Here is a 25,401-nt window from a genome sequence, read left to right as displayed (position 1 = left end):
GCTATCGTTGTTAAAACAACCTACTGCCGAAAACAATAAACCTGATACTGAGGTTCCTAGACCCATCTTTGTTCCAATTGAATAACTAAATCCAGTTGCACTATAGGCAATTATCACCTCTCCGTTTTAAAAACCTACAATTTCAGTATCTTTTATTGATCCACAATTAACAATTAAAATATGCCTTCAAGAAATCAAAAAACGATGACCAAGTTTCCTTTAGCTCTCCTTTTAAAAGCAGTTCATCTCCGCCCTCAAAATTAACTATATAAATTTTATCTGTTACAGTATCCAGCACTAATACAGCATTTGCTGACATTTCACTTAAAACCAGATACTGCTTCGGAAAACCATGTTCTTTTCTAGAAATGAGTGTGTATGATTCAATATTATTTTCTTCATCTGCTATATCTAATAATTCAAAGGGTACATGCTCTTCCCAAAAAGATCCTGCATACTGGATATAAAATTCTTGGAAAGTATCTGATACGTTTACACCTAGCCTTATTAAAGCATCTTGTACTAGATTGCTATCTTCACGTTTATATATTTCTTCTCCTAGAACTTCATCTAGTCTCTCAGGCAAACTCATATTATTTTCCTCCTAGTGTCTCTTCTCCTCGTATTTTCAAATAATTAATAGAATCTACTTTTTGAAATGCTCCTCTAGTTGTCTCATCCATTGGATAAAATGGGTTTAACTTTCCTTTATAAGGATGTAGTGGAGCTCTTTTAGCATTACTGATATTATGGTACCTAGTTGAAGCTTCATATAATGGCCCAATACCTTTTTGTTGTGAATGATGTAACGTTGCAACACTACTTGCATCATCAAGAATAGGAGCAAGTCCGTATTTCGCAGATGCTTCAGCATTTGTTAATCCGCGACCTTTTTTAGCACCTTGTGTTCGGACCATATCCCAATTAATATCTCCTCTTTGATATACCTTATAAGTAAACCCTGTGCCATCTTTACCTGCATTATACTCTACACTTCGAGTAAAATATTTATTATTCTTATAGTCCTTTAGATATTGATAAGTTTCTTTACCCGTACCCTTAGTCACGATATCCACATTCTTTACTTCAACCTTAACATCGGTAGCTCCATTTTTGATACTCGTAGGAATATCCGTTTTTGCGAATGGCGTATTGAATGTAAAGGCATTTGGCGTACCCAATTGGTAATGAGTATTAGTTAAGAGATCTAGTTGATTTTGAGTTTTGCCCAGCGGACTGTTGACGACATCTTTGTAAATTGGAGAATAGATGGACTCCATCTTCTCTGTACTTACCACTTTACTTACTTGATTTAGATCTTGTGCTTTTCCGGTTAATTTCACACCCGCACTTGCCCAGTCAGCGAAGGGAATCATCGCTCCCAAAGAATGGGTTGCATTTAATGTATCCCCTCTCGCAGCATAGATAACTCCATTTACGCCATCTGCTACTTCACACAAGCCCGGCAATATCTAAGACAAACTGAAAAGTATCTAGTACTTTGTTTTCCTTGGAGTAAGAAGTCACTTTCAGTAGAAGACGAATTTATTATAGAGCTGTGAAAAGTACTAGGTCTCGGATTAACGCCCACTTAATTACAATAAGTATAAAAATATAAAGAAGCACTTGTCGCCTATTAAAAGGCAATCAAGTGCTTTATTGTTTACTTTTTTTCAAATTCCTTCATTCTCTCTATTAAATCTAAATCTGGCTGTTCTTTGTTTTGGCTTACATATTTATATTCAAAATACTTAATTCTAGCTGTTGGGCCAAATTCACTTTCATGCCAATTTGTATAATCAAAATGTACATTTAATTTTCCTGTATCATTTATTAATAATGTCACTGAAAACCAAGGTTCTTGGTCGTTATCAATAAAAACTTTTTGAAGTTCAACAGTTAGTTGCAATAATTTATGTAGTTCTTTATTATAAGCCCTCTTATCTATACTATATAATTTTGGAATATAATGTGAATAAACGTGTTGCTCCTCACCTTGGGGTGTAAAAAAGAAGAAAACTCCTCCTTCTCTCTCCTTAACTTCACCATTAAAATAGAAATTATCCCATTCAGTTGGAATCATATCATTAACCTGTTGTGCAATTTTATTATATAACTTGTTTAATTCTATTTCAAAACTCATCAATATCAGCCTCCTGATTTATTTGCAATCTCACGAATCACTGGGAATTGTCCTTCAATTTCATATTCGACCATAAAGGAATCAGGTCGCATTGAATTATTAGAATAGATTGGATCAATGCTAATAGAAACTTTCTTCGGTGGTATCTCTTTCAATGCATTGGCCCACTCAGTCTCCATTTCGTACCAAACTCCACCCCTCCTATTAATTTGACTATTTTGTGGTACAAGATTATCAATATCAGGAGGACCATTAAATTGTGCTCCTATTAAATGTCCGCCATCATCATCTGGTAATCTGTCTTTTCCCCCTACATTTGCCTGGGCATATTTATTTCTATCAGCCTTTTTCAATACAAGTTCAGGAGCATTTACATTTACTATACTTCCAAGTTCATCAGTAGTATATTTGTAGTTATTATTGGTTACATACTTAGTATTTGGGAGTAGTTGTTTCTTACCATTTTCACCTTTTATTATGTGCTTTCCGAAGTCAATTTCTTTAACTTCGTTGACTATACCTTTTCCCGTACCCTTAGCCCCAACATCCACATTCTTCACTTCAACCTTAACATCTCCAACTTTGATACTCGTAGGAATATCTGTTTTTGGGAATTGCATATTGAATGCAAGGGCATTTGGCGTACCCAATTGGTAATGAGTATTAGTTAAGAGATCTAGTTGATTTTGAGTTTTTCCTAATGGACTGTTGACGACATCTTGGTAAATTGGCGAATAGATGGACGCCATCTTCTCTGTACTTACCACTTTTCTTACTTGATTTAAATCGTTTCCTTTTAAGGCTAATTTCCCACCCGTACTTGCCCAGCCAGCAACTAGAATCATCGCTCCAAAAGAAAGGGCCGCATTTAATGCATCCCCTCTTGCCGTATAGATAACACCATTTACGCCATCTGCGACTTCACCAACAACAGGTATAAGCCCTGCTAAATCTAATCCAAACTGGAAAGAATCAAGTAATTTGTTTTCTTTGGGTTTGTCGACTTTAACGGTCTCTTCTTCCTTATAGTCAACTTTGGAAACAACTTCATAGAAAACTGTTTGGCCTACAACATACTCTTTAATGAGTAAACCATTTTCATACATATGGTATTTTATATTTTCATCCAGATTCTCTTCGACAGTGTTCACTTTTTCCCCTTCAAGGGTTTGAAAAGTCGCTGTAGTAATCATCGTACCAATAAGCTGTTGATGTTCCTTTACCCATAAGTCATTTGGATTTAAGTACACTTTTGGGAACAGTTCCGTTCTAATTTCACTTCTAAACGTCAGAAGATTCCATTGGCTCGGGACGAAGTTTATGTCCTTTACTCCTGCTTGGAACAGTCCTTCCATATCCGTAAGCCACGTGTTCATCGTCTGCAAATCTTGTTCAATGGGATGTAGTGCGGTAGTCTGAGTTTCATCAAATTCATAAAGTTGAGAGATGGTATCATCACGTTTCCTCTTAAAACGAATGACTCCCTCTTGCACTTGTTCCCTTCCAGTCAAAGATGAATACAAAAATAAGACTGGAGGGAACTAAATGAACGAACAATATCGAGTAGTAAAAATCTGTTACTCAGAAGAACTATCATCTGAATCTGAACTATGGTTTAAAAGATTTATTGAAAAAATCTTATTGGATCATGTTGCAAAAGATGATTATAGACTACGAGCTTTAAATCGAGGTGCCTGTGCGTCAAACAAACATGAAAGTTCGAACAATCAAGTTTTCCCTTACATAGTTACCTTGGCATTTCTAACACCCAACTGCTACAAAGTAGTTCACATCACTTCTAAGCCAATCATTTCAAAAAGCGTATATGTCTCATCCTATTGCGGATCTTGCGGTATATAAATTATCATACCGTCCCTCCCCTCGTCAAAAGTACGCGGTAACTATTGATTTGAAGGAGATGCACATCCTTCGCTTTTGGATTTCACTAATTTTCAGACGACCATTCTTCGTCCTTCCTTGCTAAATCTTCACCCAAAGAAACGATTGGGAAATCTAATTCGAGTCCTGGCATGAAAATTCAGTTGTCGCACTATTAAATCTACATCGATATTGGATATGTAAAATGTCATCTCGTCTAATTATCGTACTTTTCGAAATGCCTAAGTATTACAACACTACTTCATAATGGTACAACCTTCATGTGCTATGAATTTCAGTAAAGCATCATCCATGCCGTCCAAAGTTTAAACTTCTCACAAAAAAACAAAAACACATGTTGCCTAAAAGGCAATCAAGTGTTTTAAAGTTGGCTATATAAAGTAATTCATTATTAAACCAACAAGCCTATTTAATTTCGTAAATTTTTGTCTTGTTACCAGTAATAATAATTCGTATGTTAAAAATGTCATCTCACTTAATTTATTGCTTTCATCCGCACAATTTATTTTTTCATAATACTTTCCAATAGAACATTTTTATAAACTCTTGATTAAAAATGTATATTCAAATCTTCTCGAATCGCTTTTTCTAAATATTCTTCAAAACTTCTTGCTATTATTTCTTTTCCACCAAAATCAAAGTCAAATGTAATAATTTCTGTATTAGAAGAATTAAAACCTACCGAATTTCCTACACCGTCTATTCCAATAACAATAAAACTCTCATGCCCTTCGGGAAGAATATTTCTAAACTGTAGAGATTTCTCTACAAATGATGGTGTAGCAAAAAATTCCGCCTCTCTCAATCCTAAAACAATTGCTTCACCAACTGCTTCCGAACCATATCTCAAAAGAAACATTTTAAAATCCTCTGGTGATTTTACTTTGAGTTCATCTTCAGCTTGTATTACTTCCTCTATATTAACGGGCCCACCAAAGGCTTCAGGGCACATTTCAAACTCTTCATCAATCGCATTTAACAATTCTATTTTCATTCAATTATCCCCCTTTTAATCATTTCATTGGCATATCTTACTTTCCAATATTCTTTACGCCATTTATTGAATTCCTGCCTAGCTTCTCCGCCGCCAACTCCTCCCTTATTTCCAAATGGATGCTGTCTTTTGTTTCCTAGATCATGGTATCTACTAGGCATCTCAATTATTGGTCCCTCAACTTTTTGTTCAGTTACCATTAACAGTACCCTTCATGGGTTCTGAATTTCAAGCTGGTCTCATTCATTGTTTTATCCTTAAATTGCTCACAAAAAACAACACCTGTTGCCTAAAAGGCAATCAGGTGCTTTATGGTTAGCTATATAAAGTAATTCATTACTAATTCTATCTGTAAACCCACGAGCTTGTTTAATTACGTAAGTTTTTGGCTAGTTCCCTGCAACAATATTTCGTATGTTTCAAATGTCATATCGCCAGTTATCATATTTATTTTTCATAACCCAAGTATTCTTTGGTACAATCTACATGAGTTATAGATTTTGACTAACCTCAGTAAGATTACTTTGTGAGTGGTAGACTAATAGAATATTGCTATTTCTAATTATTTGCATGTTTTTTTAATTATCTTGAAGCCCTATTACAATCCATTCATCTACAATATCCCAGAAATCCACATTATATTCAGGCTTATCATTGGTAAACCATAATGTCGCTACATCATCGATACAGTTGTTTAAATCTATAGCAACATATCCTCCCATGCCGTTTTCAAAAAAACCATATGTTGTAGCCATATTAATTCCTAATGGTTCATCTAATTCTTCAAGTATTCCCCATTCATAATCCTCAAAATGAGTACTGCTTTCCACTGGTACTAGTCCCATAGCTCTACTTGGCAGATAATAAAACCCATTGTGTAACTTTTCATAGAACCTCTTAATAGATTCTGGAACATTTGACCAATCTTGTTGCATTTCTGAAATATAAATAGAACTGGTCGGTATACCACCTTCGTAATAAAGAATTTCGTCATTTTCACTCTTTACGCTGTATAGTACTGCATATTGTCCATTATCTACAATTAGTTCAAATTCTAATAAATTCTCTATCAAGTATGATATAGTATTGCTCAATTCTTTTTCACACACATCATTCCATAAAGCTATTAATTTATCTTTCTTTCTAGCTTTATCTGTTTCTTTAAATATCTCTATCCATTTTTCAGGCATATTTTCCTTTTCTATATTGAGTAAGTTTTTGTTAGATACAAACTCTATACTTTTTCTGTATTGTTTTAATGAAGATAACTTATCCACCCGAATTCACTCCTTTTTATTTATCCTATTAAATTCATCTGTCATCTTTTGTATCTCAATTTCTAGTTCTTTTTCTTTTAATATCATTTTTTCCCTAAATACAGGATTCACCAAAATGTTTTCTTTTTTGTAGATGTTCCAATCTGCAAATGATTTTGAACCTTTAGATGTATTAGCTGCTTCACTAAGACCTTTAAAATTCTCTACAAAATTGGCAATTTCCTTCTGTTGTTGGTAAGTCAATGTCTCAAAACCTTCCAAACGAGCTATTTTCTCTAGAGAAACAATATGATCTGCATGCAGTTTTTTTTCAATTATTTTTCCGGGTAAAGCAAAATCCTCAGTTCCAATAATATCATCAATATTTTTATTAACTTCTTTTTGTATTTTAGAAGATGGCGATGCTCTTCTTAATTTAGCATATGTCTCATCGGAAATTTTCCTTTCCCCATATCTTGCACCTTGCGTAATGTTTTTATCCGTACCCTTAGCCCCAACATCCACATTCTTCACTTCAACCTTAACATCGACATCTCCACCTTTGATACTCGTAGGAATATCTGTTTTTGGAAATGGCATATTGAATGCAAGGGCATTTGGCTTACCCAATTGGTAATGAGTATTAGTTAAGATATCTAGTTGATTTTGAGTTTTTCCTAATGGACTGTTGACGACATCTTGGTAGATTGGGGAATAGATGGACGCCACCTTCTCTGTACTTACCACTTTTCTTACTTGATTTAAATCGTTTCCTTTTAAGGCTAATTTCCCACCCGTACTTGCCCAGCCAGCAACTGGAATCATCGCTCCAAAAGAAAGGGCCGCATTTAATGCATCCCCTCTTGCCGTATAGATAACACCATTTACGCCATCTGCTACTTCACCAACAACAGGTATAAGCCCTGCTAAATCTAACCCAAACTGAAAAGAATCAAGTAATTTGTTTTCTTTCGGTTTATCGACTTTAACGGTCTCTTCTTCCTTATAGTCAACTTGGGAAACAACTTCATAGTAAACTGTTTGGCCAACAACATACTCTTTAATGAGTAAACCATTTTCATACATATGGTATTTTATATTTTCATCCAGATTCTCTTCGACAGTGTTCACTTTTTTCCCTTCAAGGGTTTGAAAAGTCGCTGGAGTAATCATCGTACCAATCAGCTGTTGATGTTCCTTTACCCATAAGTCATTTGGATTTAAGTACACTTTTGGGAACAGTTCTGTTCTAATTTCACTTCTAAATGTCAGAACATTCCATTGGCTCGGGACGAAGCTGATGTCCTTTACTCCTGCTTGGAACAGTCCCTCCATATCCGTAAGCCACGTGTTCATCGTCTGCAAATCTTGTTCAATGGGATGTAGTGCAGTAGTCTGAGTTGCATCAAATTCATACAGTTGTGAGTTGGTATCATCACGTTTTCTCTTAGAACGAATGACTCCCTCCTGCACTCCGCTATCATCTAAGTGGGGCAGTCCGACAATATCACTCACCTGATCCATGATACTGTTTGCCTCATCCGTCAAACTATCCGTGAGATGACCAATAAGCGTAAGGCCCTGTTCTAGCTCTCCCTCAAGGAATTGTTCTACTATGTACCCAGATGAATCAGGTTCGAGTGAATGAAGTGCTGCCTCCATCTGCTGAAGCACTTGTTTGAACTGTTCGGAAAACAACTGAAAAAAATGAAAAAATGGTAAATGACATTCCTGGTAAAAGGAACGGATGGCATTACCCCCGGCTCCTTTAAATTGTTCCTCCATCTGAACTAGACCCTCCACTGCATGGTGGATCGCTTCCATTTCACTGCTTAGCCTGTCCAACATAGTAATGTTGCGCTGTAGCCCATCCTGAAATAAATCTACATTCAATATTTTCATAGGCATTGCCTCATTAAGCGTTTAAAAAAGATGGAGTTATTGTTCATATCTATTCAAAGCGGATTCACGCGATCATTAATGGAACAAACAAGTTTGTGTGAACTTTCATGATTGAATGAGTGACTTGTCCCGTAAGCGTCAAATAGGCGCTTACATACTTATTGTACTCGTTTGATTGAATTTCAAGAAGAACTGTCTTCAATAATCGGGCTAAATTGTGGTATAATTCGGATAAATTCGAACGAAGGGGATGAGTTTTTCTATGTTATGGATTTCTACACAAGATAAGCACAGTTTGATAAATGTAAAAGAAGTTACTGTAAACGGGAAAAAAATAAAAGGTTTTGTTAGCGGTTCGTCTTTAGACGAATGGAGTAAAGATTTAGGGAAGTATGAATCAAATGAAAGAGCATTAGAAGTTCTTAATGAAATATTTAAGAAAATCGAGGAAATCAATGGTATTTCTGCGACATACGCTATGCCTAAAAAGTAAGTTTCAACTTGTTCGATAAATAGGCTCTTTTCTAGAATGAGGTACTGCACCGAATTAGTAATAGAGTCATTTTGTTGAATAACGCAGGAGTTTCTCAAAAACGTGCACGATAACGAAATAAATTTGTGCAGTAATAGGACCATTTAATGGAGAATGTATGTTATATTTCACGAAAAATATTTCCAATACTCAAAAAGGGGTGTGTATGTTGAATAAATATCAAGAACGTACGGTTTACATTTCAATTGTAGCACTTGCTTTTTTCTTAGTATTATCTTTAATTACACATAATTGGGGATTCTTTTTATGGAGTATATTGCCTGTTTTTATAGTTTTGATGTCTACATTTTTCACCAATAGGGACAAAAAAGAAAATAGGTGATGAACATACTTATTCAATCATCGGGTGCTATTGTTGAAAATGATAAGCCTAATTCCTCGTCTAAGATACGGAGGGATTAGGCTTTTTTATCTTTGATTGAATGAGTAACGTGTACCCCAAAATCTGCATCCCCTCTCTTAGTCTGAGCCAGAGCTGCTTTATTGATTTCAGTAGTATATACCGGCCGCCATGGAAGTTCATCCGGACGGATCTCTTACATCGTAAAAAGCAGACATGCGCTGGCATGCCTGCTTTTTGATTTATCGATACCTGTTACGTAAGATGCCGCATCACTTGTTAAGAAACCTACAACTTTAACGATTTCTTCAGCTTCGCCTTCTCGACGTAAGGGTGTATGTGCAAGTAATACGGCCATCATATCGCTTTCTTCTTTTTCGGCACGGCCCATAGCTTACGAAACGCTTGTGGGTAGGGTACCCTTATTAAATTTGCTGGTTATAACTATTGGACTTTGGGAATGGATTAGAAAGGAGGTGGATTAAATGGACACGTTTTTATATTTTCTTTATGCTGCTTTATATGCGATATTATTGATTAGGGGATTATACGGCATTAGAAAACAAGATTTAGCAAGATGGACTAGTGTTATTTATATAGTAATATTGCCGCTTATTTATGATAACTTGCTACTGCCAACAGGTAAGTGGATTGGTGAAGGAGAGTTACTAGAAAGCTTAAACTTCTCTCGTTTTTGCTTACATGCTTTACTAACACCCTTACTCGTTATGTATTCGATTGGTACGTTACGGGAAAGTGGAATTGAATGGGCAAAGAAAAAGTGGCTAGTCATCTTAGGTATTCTTTATACAGTTGGCTTAATCGTATTAGAATTTTCGATAGAAGTGATGGGGTTGGAACTTGAAGTAGTGAAAGAATACGGAGCCATCAGCTATTCAAATGTAGAAGAAGCGACAGGCCCTCCTATTATGGTGTTATTAGTTACACTAATGCTCATTGTGGCAAGTGCGATCTTATGGAAAAAAACGAAATGGCCAGTTTTCTTTATAGGTGCCGTTGTTATGACTATTGGAAGTGCTATACCTATAAATATAGATAGTGGAGCAGTGACGAACGCATTTGAGCTAATTTTGATATTTACATTGATTTGGACTAAACGAAGATTGATAACAAAACAGCTACATGTTTGAATTTCGCGTACCTATTATGTTACTAGCTAGTTGGCGAATGAAAAAACCATTGTTTTCAGGGTATCGGAGAAGTGCCAATCACAGAACTCCCGATATACGATCCCCACCAAATAGGAGGAGCTGAAAACAATGGTTACACTATCATGTAATCATATTCAGGGGAAGAACGGAAGTCATTGGAACCGTCTAACGCGAGAAGAAAAGGCAAAAGAATACTGTATTGTAGCGATTTAATTTTAAGGGGGTCGACCACTGTACACGATACTATTACGGCAATTCACTACAATTACATATTTATAAGGAGTGGATTAGGATTTTACATCAATATCTAATCTTCCTATACTTTTATACAATTTGGTGAGTTGTTCATTATTGTTTATTGCACAGCGTCAATTAAAAGGGATCATCATATCTATGGTAGCATATCGACGTAGCAACGATCTCTACACGTATTCTAACCTCTATCCGTCCACAGGAAAAGAAGCCGTACTCACGATGGAGCACGACTTCAAGATTGCAAAAAATATTCGTTTTATATCATATAGTATGCTAATTTTATGCCAGTGATTTTACAAACCCTGTTGTGAATTTAATCATTTCATGTTTCAATAGCTCATTCCCGCACGATTTAGCCCATGCCCCGGGTTAACAGTTGGACTTTATTTGACGCTTCCATTCAATTAACACACTTTTATTTCTCGATAGGTTAAAATCCTTGAAAATCTCCGAATATCGGTTCTACTAATGAATTGATAAGTGTAAGTTTATCAAAAAACAGAATAATTCCCATACCTATCATAATTCCTCCGCCAATTTTCATTACAGGGCCACTGTATTTTTTTACCCAAGTAAATTTAGTAATGAAGAATGCCATTAAAAGAAAAGGAATACTAAAACCTAACACATAAGCTGCCATATACCATAGACCCTGTGATGGATTTGCACCTACAAGTGCTAATGTAGCTGCTAAAATTGGACCCATACAAGGTGTCCATCCTACTGCAAAAGCAAATCCAATTACGACTGAACCTAAATAACCAGCTGGTTTGTTTTGAATATGCAGTTTATGTTCCTTCATCAAAAATTTTGGTTGGAGTAACCCAATCGTAATCAATCCAAAGAGCACCATTAAAATAGCACCAATTTGTCGAATTACATCTCCATATTGAAAATACCACGTCTCTAAGAGAGTTGCACTTCCTACTGTTCCAAAACCAAATACTAAATAAATGATTGAAAATCCACATAAGAAGAAAATTGTATGCAAAATTGCTTTGTGCTGTCCTTTTAATTCACCCAGTTGTATTTCAGCTACACTCATTCCTGTAATGTACGATAAAAATGCAGGATAAAGTGGAAATACACAAGGCGATATGAAAGTTAGTGCACCTGCACCGAATGCAAGTAAAATAGAAATGTCCGCCATCAACGATCCCTCCATTTTAGCCGAAGGCACTGAAAAAGACCGATTTCCTTCAATCTCGTTGATTTCCGTTCCGAGCGGACGCTTTCCGCGGGCACGGCTTCAGCCTCCTCGTCACTGCGTTCCTGCGGGGTCTTCAGCTCGCGCTGTTCCCGCTGGAGTCGCCGCTCTTCACTACAATCAACTAGTTCTTACTATAAAAAAGAACTTTTTCAGTGCCCTTTTTAGCCAACATATGTTAGTTGTTTGTCGTCACGATATACTTGGTTAATGGTTCCTCCACCGAGGCATTCTTCTCCTTGATAGAAGACAACTGCTTGTCCAGGCGTTATGGCACGAATCGGTTCGTGGAAAGTGACTTTAACTTTGGATTCATCCAACCGTTCTACCGTTACTTTATTATCCGGCTGACGATAGCGGAATTTGGCAGTACATTCAAATGTATCAGGTATAGATCCCTTTGAAATCCAGCTAACATTATCAGTAATGATGCTGTCTGAATATAACATTTCATGGTGGAAGCCTTGTCCAACATATAGTACATTCTTTTCAAGATCCTTACCAATTACAAACCAAGGTTCACCATTTCCACCAATCCCCAATCCATGCCTCTGCCCAATTGTAATGAAACAAATTGTCTCGTCTTTTGTGTTCGGCATCGGCCGAATAATAAAACCACCAACAACTTGAATCGTCAAGTCCGGATTTACTAGTACACCTACAGTAACAGAGGGGCGATTTGTTCTGAATGCAGTAGATAAGAGGCAAAACCCTCACTATTTTCCCCCGTTACAATGGAAACCTGGCCAACAGCCCTGCATATGCATGGGGATTTGAAACATACCCACTCACTTCACCCTTGGTATTTCATCAACCAGGATGGTCCCAATTAATCCGCCGCCATTCATTTTATGGACAGTTTTTCTTCTCCCTTTAGCATGGAGCCAAGTATGACTCCTTTTCCTATAAAAACTGAATTCATTAATGATCTTTGTCTTTTAATGAGAGCATTCGATTTTCTCTTTCCATCTTCCCGTGTAAAAAATAATAAAGAAAGGATACAGCAAAGACCATAATTCCTAGAATCGCATACATAGTTGAATACCCTGTGAAAGGAATTATAACTCCTAAAATAAACGGACCTATTCCATTCCCTATATCAAAAAAGATGAAGAAAGTAGCGGTAGCATATCCTATGCGTTCAGGTGTTACTTTCAAGGTGGCTACAGTCTGACTGATAGAAGAAATATTTCCAAAACCCAGACCAATTAACCCTCCCGCTAATAATAGGGTTAACGAATTATCCACTGTACTAAGAAGAAGCAATCCGGCTCCAAAAAGTAAAAAAGCCGGATACATAATATAATTTGCTCCTCTACGATCCACCATTTTTCCAGTAAATGGTCTAGATACCAATACACTGACGGTGTAAATGCTGAAGAAAAAGCTAGCAGCACTAACCAAATCCAATTCAATAGCATAAAGGTTTATATAAGAAAGTACACTTGAAAAGCTGAAAGTCATTAAAAGAACAATAATACCTATTGGTACAACTTTTGGTTCAATGTAATTCGAAATCTTAAATCCTCCGCGTTTTTCCTCTGTTGTTTTCGGAGCCATGGGTACGTTAACTAAGAAGCCGATTATCATACTAGCGACTCCAAGTAAAAGGGAGAAAAGAAAAATGATATTAAATTCAGTATGTTGAGTCATATATAGACCTAAAAAAGGTCCCAGTCCTGTAGCTAATGCTGTACTAACAGCAAAGTAACTAATACCTTCCCCTCTTCTTGACTGCGGTATGGCAAGAACAACTATTGTACCAATTACTGTAGTTGCTATTCCCATAGCTAGTCCATTTAAAAACCGGCTAACAATTAATAAGGGGAGACCATAATCTATAAAGTAAAGCAGTATTGTTATTGTAAAAAAGATAAGCCCAATAATTAATATTCGTTTGTATTCAACTCTGTTAATAATTTTTGCAGTAACCAGTCGACCTATTAATGCTCCAATGATAAAGATGCCGACTACTACGCCGGCTTGTCCAGTAGATGCATTAAATTCGTTTACAGCATAAAGCGCAATTATTACATTTAACAACATGTATATTAGGACCAAAAAGAAATTGACTAAAGAAAGAATAATAAAATCTTTAGTCCATAACTTTGAATTTGCTTGGCTCAATATAAAAACCCCTTCCCGTGTTTAATAATTACTTCTTTATTAAGAAGTCGTTGCATTCGCCATCTTCTGGTATAAGTAATTGGGAAGAAAAACCTTTTTCAACCGCATATTTCCTCAGCTCTTTCCTGGATAATCCCCAGTGGTTGACAGCTTCCATATGGCTAGCTATGATTTTAGCGCTTGGTATAGCTTTGTGTACTTCGTAGACATCCTCTTTCCCCATAATAAGTGAGCCTAATTCGAAGAACTTGTTATCTCCAGCATTTAAAATAACGACTTCAGGATTGTGCGTTTCAATTGCTTCTTGAACAGGTGTACACCACACTGTATCCCCTGCTAGATATAAGGTTTTTTCTTTTTCATTTTTGAAAACTAGACCAATTACGTTGCCCATAAGTTCCCGAGTTTTACCTCGACCGTGTTCTCCTTTTGTTTTTATCAGCTGTATCCCTTCAAAAAAGGTGGTGCTATCTTTTAAAACTTCCACATTTACAAATCCAGCGCTCTTAATTTCTTCCGCATCTTCCTTATTTTGCGTAAATAGTTTAATATCTTTTGGTAAAACCTCTTTTGCTACGTCATCCCAGTGGTCTAAATGTAGATGAGTAACAATGACAGCATCTACATCAATGAGGTAGTCAATTGAAACAGGTAAATCAAACAAAGGATTGTATTCCTCTCTTGCTGAACCTGGAAAAGCTGGGTATGTGCCCTTATCTGCAAGAAATGGATCAATTAAAAATTTTTTCCCTCCGTATTCTATGACTAATGTTGCATTGCGAATCTGATGAATATTCATAGTAGAATCTCTCCTTTTAATTGGTTACGTCAATTTTGCATCTGTGTAAAAAATAAATACACAACATAAATAAAGTATATTTAGTGTTTAACTTTATTAATGAAAGGATTGAAAGTTAATGGATACAACAGACTTTCAAATTTAAAATGAGCTATCCAAAAATAGCCGTATTACCATGAAAGAACTAGGGAAAAAATTGCACTTAACAGGTACAGCTTAATGACAATCGACAATTTATAATTCGCGTGCTCAATTAAGTCCTGCAAAAATTCATCTAACACTTCATTATCCAGAAAGTTACCCATTCCTTTCCATACACTTTTAATCTTTTGTTTTTAATTTACGAATTTTTTCAGGCGTTACATCATTTAAAAGCGAATCCACTATCTTCATTCCTGAGAAAGTATGGAGAACTTGCCCGCGTATAGCACCTAAATAATCTTCACGAAGCACTTGCTGCTCGGCTTTTTCTGCATTTGTTAACCCTTCTTCACGCTGCTTTTTCGCTAATTCATTAATTCGTGGTAACAAGTCCAACATGTTTTTTCACCGTCCTAATTGAATTTGTAGTTATTCAATAATTTGAGTATGGAAGCAACATTTTATATGGTTTACCATTATTTCTCCCAGATCAGTAAATGTTGCTACCCCTCTTTTATGAATGACTGTTTTGAATCCTTCTGCGTCTGCTCCTGCAACTGTTAAAAAGTCACAAATATCCGTCGTTACCCCAACAGTATGGACCTTCTCTACGCCTAAACTTCTTGCTCCATGAATGTATACCATCGTTCATAAGGCTCTTTGATGAGCTGGCAGACAGGTTTATCCAGAATAGTTGACAGAAAAATTAGTCATTCCCCCTAGTTTTCTACTAAGGCAAATCAGCTTATTTAAGCTGTACTAATTGCTCTAACACATCCGCGATATCGCCGTCGATACCAATGGATTTATCAGCAATGACATCTGGAATATAAAGCTCACTCCCCTTATTAAAGGTAATATAGGTAGCGTCTATCTCTGAGTTAGCTAAATTCATAAATGGAGCTTTAATCAATTGATTTCTTGCACCTACACCTAATTCCAGTAAGACTATTTTTTTGCCATGAGCATTATCGATAAAATCCTGATAAGCCTGAAAGCTTGCTTGCCATGCCTCACCTCTTAGAAAATTCTGATCGACTTCGACATGGACTTGCATTGGGCCATCACATTCTGGACATTTAGGAATAAGGTTTGAAGGAACTTTTCCATTTTCTTGGTTTCGGGCCATTTCACTCAATACTTCGTCGCCTTGGTAAATTTGATTATGGCAACCATGGGAACATTGCAAATACCGACTATTGCCCTCTAGTTCGAAAATGCGTTCCTTTTGAAAACCTGTCAGTGTAAAATGAGAATCTGTATTAGAGGTAACCACAAGATAATTTTTATCCTTTACCAGTTCATAAAGGTCCTTCATAACAGGACTAGCTTCCTTGTTGTTTAAAAAGTAGGCGTACATACGGCTGAAAAATGCCCACTTCTCTTCCTCGGAAGGATATGGATAAAAAGCTCCCTGTAGGATGCTACGAAAACCATATTTCTTACGAAAATCGCCAAAATGTTCTATGAAGGACGAATCCTCAGCAAAAATATTAGTACCTCCAGAAATGGCGAGGCCGTTACTTGCGCCAATTAGAACACTGTCCGCATTCTTGATTTTGCTTAAAACGTCTTGATAGTTCTCTTTCATATGATCCTCCATTTATATAAAATTTTGATGAATCTATTTTACTTAATGAATTCGTGTAATGCGTAGTCGAATTGCTCCCTACTTATCAAATAGCCGAATCTCTTTTTTCCTTCCCGCTCAAAGCATCTTGTAAGACACGTGCAATATCTTCTTTAATGGCAAGTCCTTTTTCACTTAACTCTTGAGGAACGACCGCATCTTTAGGATTTATTGTAATATAGTAGGCATCCGGAAAACTGTAAGTCATGTTCCAAAACGGCTCTTTAATAAACATTGGTGTCATTGTTCCAACGCCTAATTCCAGAAAGAGAATCTTTTTATCTTTGTTTTTTATAAGAAACTCATTGTATTTTCTTAATTCACTTTGGTAAGAGCTTCCTTCAAGAAATACATAAGAGCGCACCCATGGTTCCATTTCCTGTCCGCATTTTGGACATACTGGAATTAACTCTGTTGGGATTCTGGTTCCATCTATGTTTGCATACATGTTCTCAACCTGCTCTTTATTAAAATAAACCTGATCATGACAACGGGAGCCACATTGAAAATAACGCATATCCCCTTGAATTGGGGAAACTTTCTCATCGGGGAAAGTCTTGGAAAACTGTGCGTCTTGATTCGTTGTAACAACGAAATAGTTTTTTCCTTGAAGGAGTTGCACTAAATCAAGGTAAGGTCGACCAGCTTCGGCATCATGTAAAAACTTGATTTCAGTAGCAAGAAAAGCCCAGCGTTCCTCACTTGTAGAAAAACGGTAATAAAAGCCCTCAAAAAGGTTTTTAATACCATACTTATCTGCAAATTCCCCAAAATGCTTCAGAAAATTTTCATCAGTATGATAAAAACTGTGTCCGATAGCCTCAGACATTCCAGCAGCGCCACCTACCACAATTGCCTCAGCTTCTTGGATTTTGTTTAGTAATGTGTCTATGTTGTTTTGGTATTGTTGTGCTAACATATTTTTTGTCCTCCTATTAATTTTTCTTTGTAGACATTCACGCATATATAGCTTTCCCTCAAAAACAAATTTAAAGTGCGAGAGGTTCAATACATGTTTTGCCTGTAAAGCATTCCTTTACTTGAATCTAAATATATTATATAGTTGATATGAACCAACAAACAAGTATGCACTTTTATGACGCATACTATCCAGGAGGATAGTGTAGATATGAATAATTCTAAAATGATTGTTGCTGACAACGAAGAAACCTCTTTCGGCTACACACTTTCTATTATTAACGGAAAATGGAAGCTGCTAATTATTTACAATTTATCAAAAAATGGTCCAGTTCGTTATAATGAACTTCAGCGTATGATGGGGAAAATAACTTATAAAACGCTCAGTTCTACACTTAAGGATATGGTAGCTGATGGTATAGTCCATCGTGAGGAATATCCACAAATTCCTCCAAAGGTTGAGTATAGCCTGACTGAAAAGGGGCAAACGCTTTGGCCTATTATCCAGACGATGTGCCAATGGGGAGATCATAATAAGGAAATATAAGAGCGTGAAATCCCTGGTATATTGCAAGGTTAATCCTGAAGAGTCAAAGAAAAAATGGTTCCAATCATCAGTATTTGATGATTGGAACCATTTTTATTTGGATTATTTCCACTGACTTTTGGTGAATTCCATTCCCGTAAGTAGTGCTTGGCATTTATCTTTCGTTTTTGGTTTATTACAAGCTATTCTTATATTTTTCATATAACCAAATGAACCTTCTATACGTTTTATGTGGAATGAAAAAATTATTGACAAAAAGTTCTTTAACATATATGATACATTTCGTCAGTTAAGTTCAGTTTACTTAACCGAAGTAAAAGGAGGATATTATGCTTGCAAATTATCAAATAATGTTAAAAGACCTTACTGTCGTTTTGAGTGAATATTACTTAAATTATCTTTTATACAATAAAAACGCGCAAAAGTTCAATGCTTACAATTTAACAACACAGCAAGATACGATTTTATTTTTTGTGAAGGACAATCCACGTATCACAGCAAATGAAATCGCCAAGAAATTCGCGATTTCTAAAAGTGCTGTGAGCCAAGTATTATCGAAGCTCGAGGCACGAAATTTTATCAAACGTGAGGCCAATCCAAATAATCATCGCGAGTTTTTCATCGTATTAGCAAAAGAAGGTCTCGCTTATCAGGCATTAAGCGAAGAAGCAGATAAAGAATTTATGACAGAGCACTTCGCTGACATCGATTTAGAACAATTGCAAAATGTATTACAAACAATGAAGAAAGTGAATGCATCCATTTCATCCTCCAACAAATAGGACCGTGAATTGTTTGACCATTAAATAGAGGTAATCAATTATGAATCGAAAAGAGAAAGTGTCTATTGCACTTGCATTATCTAGTTTATTTATTGCTTTTGTGGGGATGGGACTTGCCGCACCAGTTATGCCATCGATTGCGAAGGACCTAAGATTAAGTGGTTCCGTTGTCGGTTACTTGTTCGCCGCGATGGCCCTTGCGCAGTTTCTGGCTTCCCCTTTTACAGGTGCATGGGTCGATTCAATCGGCCGTAAAAAAATGATGGTCATCGGTCTTTTGTTATTTTCATTTTCAGAGGCACTGTTTGGCTTTTCAAATGAAACGTGGCTATTATTTGTGAGCCGTCTACTTGGCGGTGTAGGTGCCGCCTTTATTATGCCCGCCGTTGTTACGTATATTGCCGATAAAACGACGCTAGCAAATCGTGCAAAAGCGTTAGGTTATCAATCGGCTGCGATTAGTTTAGGATTTATAATTGGACCAGGAATTGGCGGATTTATTGCAGAGTTTGGGATACGCGCACCGTTCTTCTTTGCTGCTGCCATTTCATTGATTACTGCCATTGTTATTTCCCTTGTATTAGACGATTCGATTTCAACAGAGCAGCTACAAAAAAATCGGGCATCCGCTGTACGACCAGCGTTTATTCAGGAGTTTAAAAAATCTTTTCAGCCACAGTACTTCACACCACTACTGGTCGTGTTCGTACTAGCGTTTGGACTTGCCGTTTATGAAATGATGTTTAGCTTATTCGTCGACGAAAAGCTTGGCTTTACGGTCCGTGATATTTCGATCATTATTACAGTCGGCTCAATCGCTGGAGTTGTCGCTCAAATTTTATTCTTTGATAAGATGGTCAATGTAATTGGTGAACGAATGCTGATTAATTTAACCTTACTATCTTCCGCTATTTTTATCTTTATTACGATTTTAATAGACGGTTACTGGACGATGATTGTCATTACGAGCATTGTGTTTTTCTCTGGTGACATTTTACGCCCTGCTGTGACATCCTTTTTATCAAAAATCGCTGGGGAAAACCAGGGGTATATTGCGGGAATGAACTCTGCTTACACTAGCTTAGGCATCATAATAGGACCGATTATTGGCGGTATTTTATTTGATATCAACATCGATATGCCGTATGCATTTGCCGCAGTTGTGCTTGTCATCGCGTTTGTTATTTCAAGTACAAAATTAAAGAAGCCTCAACTCAATTAAACTAATGCCTATTTCCCAAAAAATCTTTAGCTGGGAATGGGTAGTTACACTCTTAGCGATTGGACCTATTTTGGGCATTGTCGCTATACTCCCTTATAAACGCTTCGAATCTAATAACAAGTAAGTTGTAAGCAACCTTGAGTAATCCGTTACTCTCAGTTGCTTTTTTCAACTGCATGAGTCCTTAGATAAAATAAAACGAAGCTCACCACTAGAAATTGTGAAAGTTTACTACGGCCCTATCCGAGATAAATAACCAACTTATTTAGCATTGATTGGATGCGTATGCTTGATTTCATTAATTGAAAGATATAGTTTATAGTTCCCAAATTCTAAAATTTTATCTAAAAATGCATTTAACGTTTCATGTAAATCTACCTTTACTTTTAAATGGTAACAGCCTTCTCCCGATACTCGGTGAGCTTCAACTACCACATTTTGATTATTAATAAAACGTATAAATGAATCATGGTTTGCTGATTTCATATAAATAATTACAAACCCAGTATAAGAAAATCCTAATTTCATTTCATCAACTAGTAGAGTGTAAGCTTTAATTACACCACTTTCCTCAAGTTTTTTAATACGATTCCCCACTGCTTGTCCCGTCATATGAATTTGTTCACCTAAGTCTTTCCATTGAATACGTGAATTATTGGATAATAACTGAAGGATCTGAAAATCAATGTTATCAAGTTCCATAATACATTCCTTTCACCGTGAAATTTTTTGAGACAAAAGTGTTTCATCAACTTATCGATACAAATCAATATACGAGTTATGATTATAGTGTATCAAAATACTGTAAATGAGGTGGAGAATAATGAGCACAGCTCTAATTATTGTAGATATTCAAAATGACTATTTCCCAAATGGAAAGATGGAATTAGTTAATCCAGATAAAGCGGCCGCTAATGCTGCGAAAGTTCTTGAATCGTTTAGACAGAACAACAATGAAAACATTTTCCATGTTCAGCATATCGCAGCTGATCCAGCATTAGGATTCTTCCTTCCAGATACGGAAGGTGCTGAAATACATGAAACTGTTCAACCTTTGGAAAACGAAAGCATTATTATCAAACATTTCCCTAATAGTTTTTTAAAGACTGATTTGGAAAACAAATTAAAAGAAAAAGGAATAACAAAGGTAGTGGTTGTCGGTATGATGACTCATATGTGTATTGATGCAACAGTTAGAGCTGCAGTGGATTTAGGCTATGAAACAACTCTTATTGAAGATGCATGTGCGACAAGGGACTTATCTTATGAAGGTATGGCCGTTCCAGCAGAACAGGTTCATTATGCATTTGTCGGCGCACTTAACGGTATGTATTGCGCTGTAACTTCGACTGAGGATTTCCTGCAATAAGAAACACAATCTTATAGAACAAATAAATGTAAAAGGCATTTGGGAATGCGCTTATTCCCAAACGCCTTTTAACTTTTTCGTTTTACAGAAACGGTCATCGGATATTAGTCGGATAACTATACGAAGTTTTACGTATTTATTGTGATGTATACAGTAATGGCTTCCTTTACTACCACATCTAATTTAACTTTTTATGGGTAAATTACTGATCAAATCCTGAAATCCAGGTTACTTCCCCTTCTGGAAGATCATCCATACTTAATTGTTTGAATTCTAACTTTGTTTGATCATTTACTTTATCTACTACCATTGCTAGAAAATTATTCATTTTCTTCACCAGATCCCTTCGTGAATTTAATCTTCGTTTTATTTGTATACATAAACGATTCGTGAAAAAAGAGTTAAATTCTCTATTCATTCAAAACTTCATTTCTTCACTCTTTTTTGTTTAGAATTTCCTTTTAAAATCATACACGTACTAGTTGAATGAGCAACAAGACTTCCTTTTTCATCATATACATGACATTCCAATAGTCCAACTGTGGCGCCTTTTTTAATTAATTTCCCCTCAGCTCGAAGTTTCGATTCATAAATAGGTTTAAGGAAATTTAATTTAATTTCCATTGTTGTAAAAAGTTCATCTTCAGCAAGCGTACTAGCAAAAGCATATCCCATCGCAGCATCAGCTATATCACAAAGTATCCCACCATGCAGCGTGCCCATCGGATTATGCAATCTTTCAGAAGCTTCTATTTCTATAACAACTCTACCTTCTTCAACATCTACCACCTTAAAACCAAGTACTTGTGCAACTGGGGGTTCAGGTATTTCACCCGTCATCATTTTCTTTAAGTTTTCTAAGTGATTCATTTTCCACGTCTCCTAAATAATAAATTTTAAATTTTTAAGCGTATTTTTCAACGACGCAGGTGAAGATGTCCATCGTCTGGGTAAATGATGAGCTGATAGATATCAAATTCGCCCCTTCCCTTAGAAAGTTACAATAACTTTCCCTTGCGAGTGGCCAGTAGAAACTTTATGTAATGCCTGATTAATGTCGTCAAATTTATAAGTTGAATCAATTGAAGCCGTAATATCCTCATTTTCAATAAGACTAGTAATCTCTTGTAACTGTCTTCCATTGGCTTGCACAAATAAAAAGTGATATTCTTTTTTATCTTTTGCTGCTAAACGGTCTAAACGAGCACCCACTAAACCAAATAACATTCTTTTCCACATTGGAAGGTTATTTTCAACGGCAAAGCGATAATTGGGTGCAGCCTTCAATGATACTAATTTCCCTTTAGGTTTTAAAATACTAAGTTCCGTTTTTATTTCATTTGCACCTAAGGTGTCTATCACATAATCTATATTGGATAGAACCTCAGCATAGTTTTCTTCCTTATAATTTATAAATTGACCTGCCCCAATCGACAGTGTACGTGATCGACCTCTTTCACTGCCACTTGTAATCACATATAACCCCATTGATTTAGCAATGGGAATTGCCATAGCACCAAAGCCACCGGTTCCTCCAGGAATAAATAGCTTTGTATTAGGCTGAACATGGAGTACATCCTTCAATGCTTGATAAGCTGTTAAAGCAGTAAGGGGGACCGCAGCCGCTTCTATAAAGGATAGATTTTCAGGCATTTTAGCTATAGCATCATCTTTGACCGCCACATATTCAGCAAAAGCTCCTATTTTATTCACCGGCAATCTCGAATAAATTTTGTCGCCAACCTGAAAATCAACAACATCTTTACCAACCGCCTCTATAACACCAGATAGTTCATTGCCTAATGTTAGTGGAAACTCATAATCAGCAATCATTCGGACACTGCCATTCAAAATCAGAATATCTAATGGATTTACACCTGCTGCTTTTACTTTAACAAGCACCTCGTTATTATCGATTTCCGGTATTTCCACATTATTTATTTCCACTTGAATTCCTTTTGAGTATTTCTGCATTTGAGCAGCTTTCATACTTTTCTAGCTTCCTTTCCACTTAAAAATCTAATGGCGTACAATTTTTAGTTGTACGCCATTCATCATTTCACTTATTCTTACTTCTATTGAGATTTTTATTCTTCCATTTTAGGATAATCTGTATAACCCTGTGCACCACCAGCATAGAGCTTAGTTACATCCGGTTCATTTAGGGGAGCGTTTTTCTTTATACGCTCAATGAAGTCCGGATTAGCTAGTGCCCAAATCCCTACTGTTGCGACATCTGCTAGACCATTATCCAAGTCCACAGTAAGTTGTTCAAGTGGACGTCCCGCTCTATTTACCACTAGTGGTTGTGTCCACAATTGACGTATTTCTTGTAATAAGGGTTCATTGCCAAAGTGCATAATATGAAGATAAGCCAAATCAAGCTTATTTAATTCCCCTATTAAATATCGATACATCTCAATATTTGTATCACCTTCCTCAATTCCGTTCAATGTCCCTTGAGGAGAGAACCGAATCCCCGTTTTTTCTGCACCAATTTCATCAATGACTGCTTTAGTCACTTCAATTGCAAATCGAGCCCGGTTTTCAATTGAACCACCATAGGCATCTTGACGATGATTTGAGTTCTCACTAAGGAACTGTTGAATTAGATACCCATTTGCCCCGTGAATTTCGACTCCATCAGCTCCAGCTTCAATTGCTGCGGCTGCGGCTGTACGAAATTCTTGAATGACTTCTTTTAGCTCATTTTGACCTAATTCCCTAGGTGTCGGGATATCTTTCATCCCCTCAGCTGTAAACATTTCTGTGCCAGGTGCAATAGCAGAAGGTGCAACTGCTTGTCGATGATGTGGTGTATTGTCAGGATGTGAAACACGCCCTACATGCATGAGCTGAATGAATATGCGGCCACCTTCATTGTGTACACGACTCGTTATTTTCTTCCAACCTTCTATGTGAGATGGTGTATAAATCCCAGGTGTATTTAAGTACCCTTGACCATCATTTGAAGGTTGTGTACCTTCACTTATGATTAAACCAAAAGAAGCACGTTGGCCATAATATTCAGCCGCTAACTCTCCTGGGGTACCATCAGTTAAAGCTCTATTTCTCGTCATTGGTGACATACCTAGACGATTTTTCAATATAACTTCTCCAATACGAACCTCTTCAAATAATTTTTTCATTTTCATTCTCCTTTTTTGTTGTCATACACTCTAAGCATAAAGTGGTTAGTAATAATTGATTATCTATGACTAATTGTCTTCTACCCCCTTAATTACTTAGAATCAAGAAATAGCTTTACATGTCCAGCAAACTGTTCTGGGTACTGGAATAGATGTCCATGTCCGGAGTCTGGATAAATAATGAGTTGGGCATTAGGTAAGTTTTCCGTAAGAATATAACTGTTTTCGGTCGGAACCATGACGTCTTTAACCCCATTAGTCACGAGTACCGCTTGCGTAATCTTCTGCAACCAGTCGTATTTCTGTTCAGGATCCCGCTCAGTCCATTGGGAGATTGCCTGTAATTGCGCATCGAGCACTTGAGGTGAACTTTCCACTTTTTTCTGGCTCAAGATTCGTTTTAATGAAGATATTCCAGCCGTCCGACTCGTATCGGTCGGACCGTAAAATAGGAGCAAGAAATTCTCCAGAGCATCATTTTCATCTCCACCAACTTGAGTCATCGCTTCATACACGTCTTTTCTAGGATCATTGACACCAGATTGTGGACCAGTTCCCGCCAAGACGATGCGTCGTACCATATTTGGCTGCTGCAATACTAACTCCTGTGCAACAAATCCGCCAATTGAAAAACCAAGGATATCGACTCTCTCTAAGCCAAGTGCTTTAATGAAAGTCGCTGCATCCTTTGCCATCTCAGCTACAGTAGTCGGAGTTTCACCACTGGATTCACCGACACCAGCATTATCAAAAAGAATAATAGGTCGACTTTCAGCTAAAACACCAATCATATTAGGATCCCAATTTTCCATTGTTCCGCGGAAGTGAATGAAGAAAACTAGCGGAATTCCTGTTTCTTGGCCGAACTTTCTATAGGCAAATCGGATCCCTCCAGCTTCGATATAACTTGATTCAGTTGGAATTGTAAATTTTGACATCATTTTTCCCCTTTCGAACGGTGAGTTCGGATTGATTTGATAAATTATAAATTAATTG

Annotated in this window: 29 protein-coding genes and 2 pseudogenes; 8 read left to right on the top strand and 23 right to left on the bottom strand. The window is 36.7% G+C overall.

Going from position 1 to position 25,401, the window contains the following annotated elements:
• Positions 1-166: 166 nt before the first annotated feature.
• From ACP8HG_RS21275 to ACP8HG_RS21240, 8 genes are all read right to left on the bottom strand, one after another.
• Entirely contained in the window at positions 167-592 is a 426-nt protein-coding gene (locus ACP8HG_RS21275; RefSeq protein ID WP_187046720.1) for an SMI1/KNR4 family protein, read from the bottom strand.
• 1 nt (position 593) lies between these two features.
• Entirely contained in the window at positions 594-1,385 is a 792-nt protein-coding gene (locus ACP8HG_RS21270) for a hypothetical protein (protein ID WP_438297946.1), read from the bottom strand.
• 278 nt (positions 1,386-1,663) lie between these two features.
• Positions 1,664-2,143 carry an immunity protein YezG family protein gene (locus ACP8HG_RS21265; RefSeq protein ID WP_067206134.1) on the bottom strand — a complete coding sequence of 160 codons (480 nt, stop codon included), beginning with the start codon at positions 2,141-2,143 and terminating at the stop codon, positions 1,664-1,666.
• Positions 2,144-2,148: 5 nt separating this feature from the next.
• Positions 2,149-3,636, bottom strand: a complete 1,488-nt coding sequence (locus tag ACP8HG_RS21260; protein ID WP_438297944.1) for a DNA/RNA non-specific endonuclease — start codon at positions 3,634-3,636, stop codon at positions 2,149-2,151.
• 956 nt (positions 3,637-4,592) lie between these two features.
• On the bottom strand, positions 4,593-5,036 hold the full coding sequence (locus ACP8HG_RS21255; protein WP_067206129.1) for an SMI1/KNR4 family protein: 444 nt from the start codon (positions 5,034-5,036) through the stop codon (positions 4,593-4,595).
• Positions 5,033-5,236, bottom strand: a complete 204-nt coding sequence (locus ACP8HG_RS21250; RefSeq protein ID WP_067206126.1) for an HNH/ENDO VII family nuclease — start codon at positions 5,234-5,236, stop codon at positions 5,033-5,035. Before ACP8HG_RS21250 ends, ACP8HG_RS21255 begins: the two co-directional genes overlap by 4 nt.
• A gap of 378 nt (positions 5,237-5,614) precedes the next feature.
• Positions 5,615-6,313, bottom strand: coding sequence for an SMI1/KNR4 family protein (locus ACP8HG_RS21245; RefSeq protein ID WP_438297941.1), 699 nt, complete (start codon positions 6,311-6,313; stop codon positions 5,615-5,617).
• 6 nt (positions 6,314-6,319) lie between these two features.
• A complete protein-coding gene (locus ACP8HG_RS21240) occupies positions 6,320-8,194 on the bottom strand; it encodes a ribonuclease YeeF family protein (RefSeq protein ID WP_438297939.1) in 1,875 nt (624 codons plus the stop codon).
• Positions 8,195-8,456: 262 nt separating this feature from the next.
• Between ACP8HG_RS21240 and ACP8HG_RS21235 the strand changes: the two genes are divergently transcribed.
• Positions 8,457-8,687 (top strand): hypothetical protein, encoded by a 231-nt coding sequence (locus tag ACP8HG_RS21235; RefSeq protein WP_187046715.1) that lies wholly within the window; start codon positions 8,457-8,459, stop codon positions 8,685-8,687.
• A gap of 208 nt (positions 8,688-8,895) precedes the next feature.
• Positions 8,896-9,069, top strand: coding sequence for a hypothetical protein (locus ACP8HG_RS21230; protein WP_438297937.1), 174 nt, complete (start codon positions 8,896-8,898; stop codon positions 9,067-9,069).
• A gap of 214 nt (positions 9,070-9,283) precedes the next feature.
• Here ACP8HG_RS21230 and ACP8HG_RS21225 read toward each other — a convergent pair whose 3' ends face one another.
• Positions 9,284-9,478: an SDR family oxidoreductase gene (locus ACP8HG_RS21225; protein WP_438297935.1), complete on the bottom strand. Its 195-nt coding sequence runs from the start codon at positions 9,476-9,478 to the stop codon at positions 9,284-9,286.
• 94 nt (positions 9,479-9,572) lie between these two features.
• Here ACP8HG_RS21225 and ACP8HG_RS21220 point away from each other — a divergent pair, with 94 nt between their 5' ends.
• On the top strand, positions 9,573-10,238 hold the full coding sequence (locus ACP8HG_RS21220; protein ID WP_438297933.1) for a hypothetical protein: 666 nt from the start codon (positions 9,573-9,575) through the stop codon (positions 10,236-10,238).
• A 706-nt stretch (positions 10,239-10,944) separates the two neighbouring features.
• Here ACP8HG_RS21220 and ACP8HG_RS21215 read toward each other — a convergent pair.
• From ACP8HG_RS21215 to ACP8HG_RS21200, 4 genes and pseudogenes are all read right to left on the bottom strand, one after another.
• A complete protein-coding gene (locus ACP8HG_RS21215; RefSeq protein ID WP_438297931.1) occupies positions 10,945-11,664 on the bottom strand; it encodes a cytochrome c biogenesis CcdA family protein in 720 nt (239 codons plus the stop codon).
• 221 nt (positions 11,665-11,885) lie between these two features.
• Positions 11,886-12,308 (bottom strand): annotated as a pseudogene (locus ACP8HG_RS21210) (aminomethyltransferase beta-barrel domain-containing protein); the annotation flags it as partial.
• A 334-nt stretch (positions 12,309-12,642) separates the two neighbouring features.
• Positions 12,643-13,848 carry an MFS transporter gene (locus ACP8HG_RS21205; RefSeq protein ID WP_438297929.1) on the bottom strand — a complete coding sequence of 402 codons (1,206 nt, stop codon included), beginning with the start codon at positions 13,846-13,848 and terminating at the stop codon, positions 12,643-12,645.
• Between the two features lie 28 nt (positions 13,849-13,876).
• Positions 13,877-14,647, bottom strand: coding sequence for an MBL fold metallo-hydrolase (locus tag ACP8HG_RS21200; protein WP_438297927.1), 771 nt, complete (start codon positions 14,645-14,647; stop codon positions 13,877-13,879).
• Between the two features lie 118 nt (positions 14,648-14,765).
• On the opposite strand from ACP8HG_RS21200, the pseudogene ACP8HG_RS21195 reads away from it, so the two are divergent.
• A pseudogene (locus ACP8HG_RS21195) lies at positions 14,766-14,864 on the top strand (winged helix-turn-helix transcriptional regulator); the annotation flags it as partial.
• 104 nt (positions 14,865-14,968) lie between these two features.
• Here ACP8HG_RS21195 and ACP8HG_RS21190 read toward each other — a convergent pair.
• The 4 genes from ACP8HG_RS21190 to ACP8HG_RS21175 all read right to left on the bottom strand — a co-directional run bounded on the left by ACP8HG_RS21190 (position 14,969) and on the right by ACP8HG_RS21175 (position 17,337).
• Complete coding sequence (locus tag ACP8HG_RS21190; protein ID WP_342537627.1) at positions 14,969-15,187, bottom strand: DUF896 domain-containing protein; 219 nt, start codon at positions 15,185-15,187, stop codon at positions 14,969-14,971.
• A 30-nt stretch (positions 15,188-15,217) separates the two neighbouring features.
• Complete coding sequence (locus ACP8HG_RS21185; RefSeq protein ID WP_342537626.1) at positions 15,218-15,433, bottom strand: hypothetical protein; 216 nt, start codon at positions 15,431-15,433, stop codon at positions 15,218-15,220.
• A gap of 100 nt (positions 15,434-15,533) precedes the next feature.
• Entirely contained in the window at positions 15,534-16,379 is an 846-nt protein-coding gene (locus ACP8HG_RS21180; protein ID WP_438297925.1) for a hypothetical protein, read from the bottom strand.
• 85 nt (positions 16,380-16,464) lie between these two features.
• On the bottom strand, positions 16,465-17,337 hold the full coding sequence (locus ACP8HG_RS21175; protein WP_438297923.1) for a hypothetical protein: 873 nt from the start codon (positions 17,335-17,337) through the stop codon (positions 16,465-16,467).
• A gap of 210 nt (positions 17,338-17,547) precedes the next feature.
• Between ACP8HG_RS21175 and ACP8HG_RS21170 the strand changes: the two genes are divergently transcribed.
• From ACP8HG_RS21170 to ACP8HG_RS21160, 3 genes are all read left to right on the top strand, one after another.
• Positions 17,548-17,883 carry a winged helix-turn-helix transcriptional regulator gene (locus tag ACP8HG_RS21170; protein WP_255428583.1) on the top strand — a complete coding sequence of 112 codons (336 nt, stop codon included), beginning with the start codon at positions 17,548-17,550 and terminating at the stop codon, positions 17,881-17,883.
• A gap of 329 nt (positions 17,884-18,212) precedes the next feature.
• Positions 18,213-18,665: a MarR family winged helix-turn-helix transcriptional regulator gene (locus ACP8HG_RS21165; protein WP_438297920.1), complete on the top strand. Its 453-nt coding sequence runs from the start codon at positions 18,213-18,215 to the stop codon at positions 18,663-18,665.
• Between the two features lie 40 nt (positions 18,666-18,705).
• Entirely contained in the window at positions 18,706-19,887 is a 1,182-nt protein-coding gene (locus ACP8HG_RS21160; RefSeq protein WP_438297918.1) for an MFS transporter, read from the top strand.
• Between the two features lie 261 nt (positions 19,888-20,148).
• Here ACP8HG_RS21160 and ACP8HG_RS21155 read toward each other — a convergent pair whose 3' ends face one another.
• Entirely contained in the window at positions 20,149-20,589 is a 441-nt protein-coding gene (locus ACP8HG_RS21155) for an Lrp/AsnC family transcriptional regulator (protein WP_187046702.1), read from the bottom strand.
• Positions 20,590-20,710: 121 nt separating this feature from the next.
• Here ACP8HG_RS21155 and ACP8HG_RS21150 point away from each other — a divergent pair, with 121 nt between their 5' ends.
• A complete protein-coding gene (locus ACP8HG_RS21150; RefSeq protein WP_438297916.1) occupies positions 20,711-21,256 on the top strand; it encodes a cysteine hydrolase family protein in 546 nt (181 codons plus the stop codon).
• A gap of 202 nt (positions 21,257-21,458) precedes the next feature.
• On the opposite strand, the gene ACP8HG_RS21145 is transcribed toward ACP8HG_RS21150, so the two are convergent.
• From ACP8HG_RS21145 to ACP8HG_RS21125, 5 genes are all read right to left on the bottom strand, one after another.
• Positions 21,459-21,593 (bottom strand): hypothetical protein, encoded by a 135-nt coding sequence (locus tag ACP8HG_RS21145; protein WP_438297914.1) that lies wholly within the window; start codon positions 21,591-21,593, stop codon positions 21,459-21,461.
• 89 nt (positions 21,594-21,682) lie between these two features.
• The gene (locus ACP8HG_RS21140) at positions 21,683-22,126 is read right to left on the bottom strand and encodes a PaaI family thioesterase (RefSeq protein ID WP_342537619.1); all 444 of its coding nucleotides are present in this window, start codon (positions 22,124-22,126) and stop codon (positions 21,683-21,685) included.
• Positions 22,127-22,246: 120 nt separating this feature from the next.
• Positions 22,247-23,245 carry an NADP-dependent oxidoreductase gene (locus tag ACP8HG_RS21135; protein ID WP_438297911.1) on the bottom strand — a complete coding sequence of 333 codons (999 nt, stop codon included), beginning with the start codon at positions 23,243-23,245 and terminating at the stop codon, positions 22,247-22,249.
• A 98-nt stretch (positions 23,246-23,343) separates the two neighbouring features.
• Positions 23,344-24,405 carry an alkene reductase gene (locus ACP8HG_RS21130; protein ID WP_438297909.1) on the bottom strand — a complete coding sequence of 354 codons (1,062 nt, stop codon included), beginning with the start codon at positions 24,403-24,405 and terminating at the stop codon, positions 23,344-23,346.
• 92 nt (positions 24,406-24,497) lie between these two features.
• Positions 24,498-25,343: an alpha/beta fold hydrolase gene (locus ACP8HG_RS21125; protein WP_438297907.1), complete on the bottom strand. Its 846-nt coding sequence runs from the start codon at positions 25,341-25,343 to the stop codon at positions 24,498-24,500.
• Between the last annotated feature and the right edge of the window lie 58 nt (positions 25,344-25,401).

Origin of the sequence: Sporosarcina sp. FA15 (assembly GCF_051550195.1) — a bacterium.
In the GTDB taxonomy this organism is placed as follows: domain Bacteria; phylum Bacillota; class Bacilli; order Bacillales_A; family Planococcaceae; genus Sporosarcina; species Sporosarcina psychrophila.
Note: the sequence above shows the minus strand (reverse complement) of the source record. Positions and strands in the feature narration are given on the sequence as shown.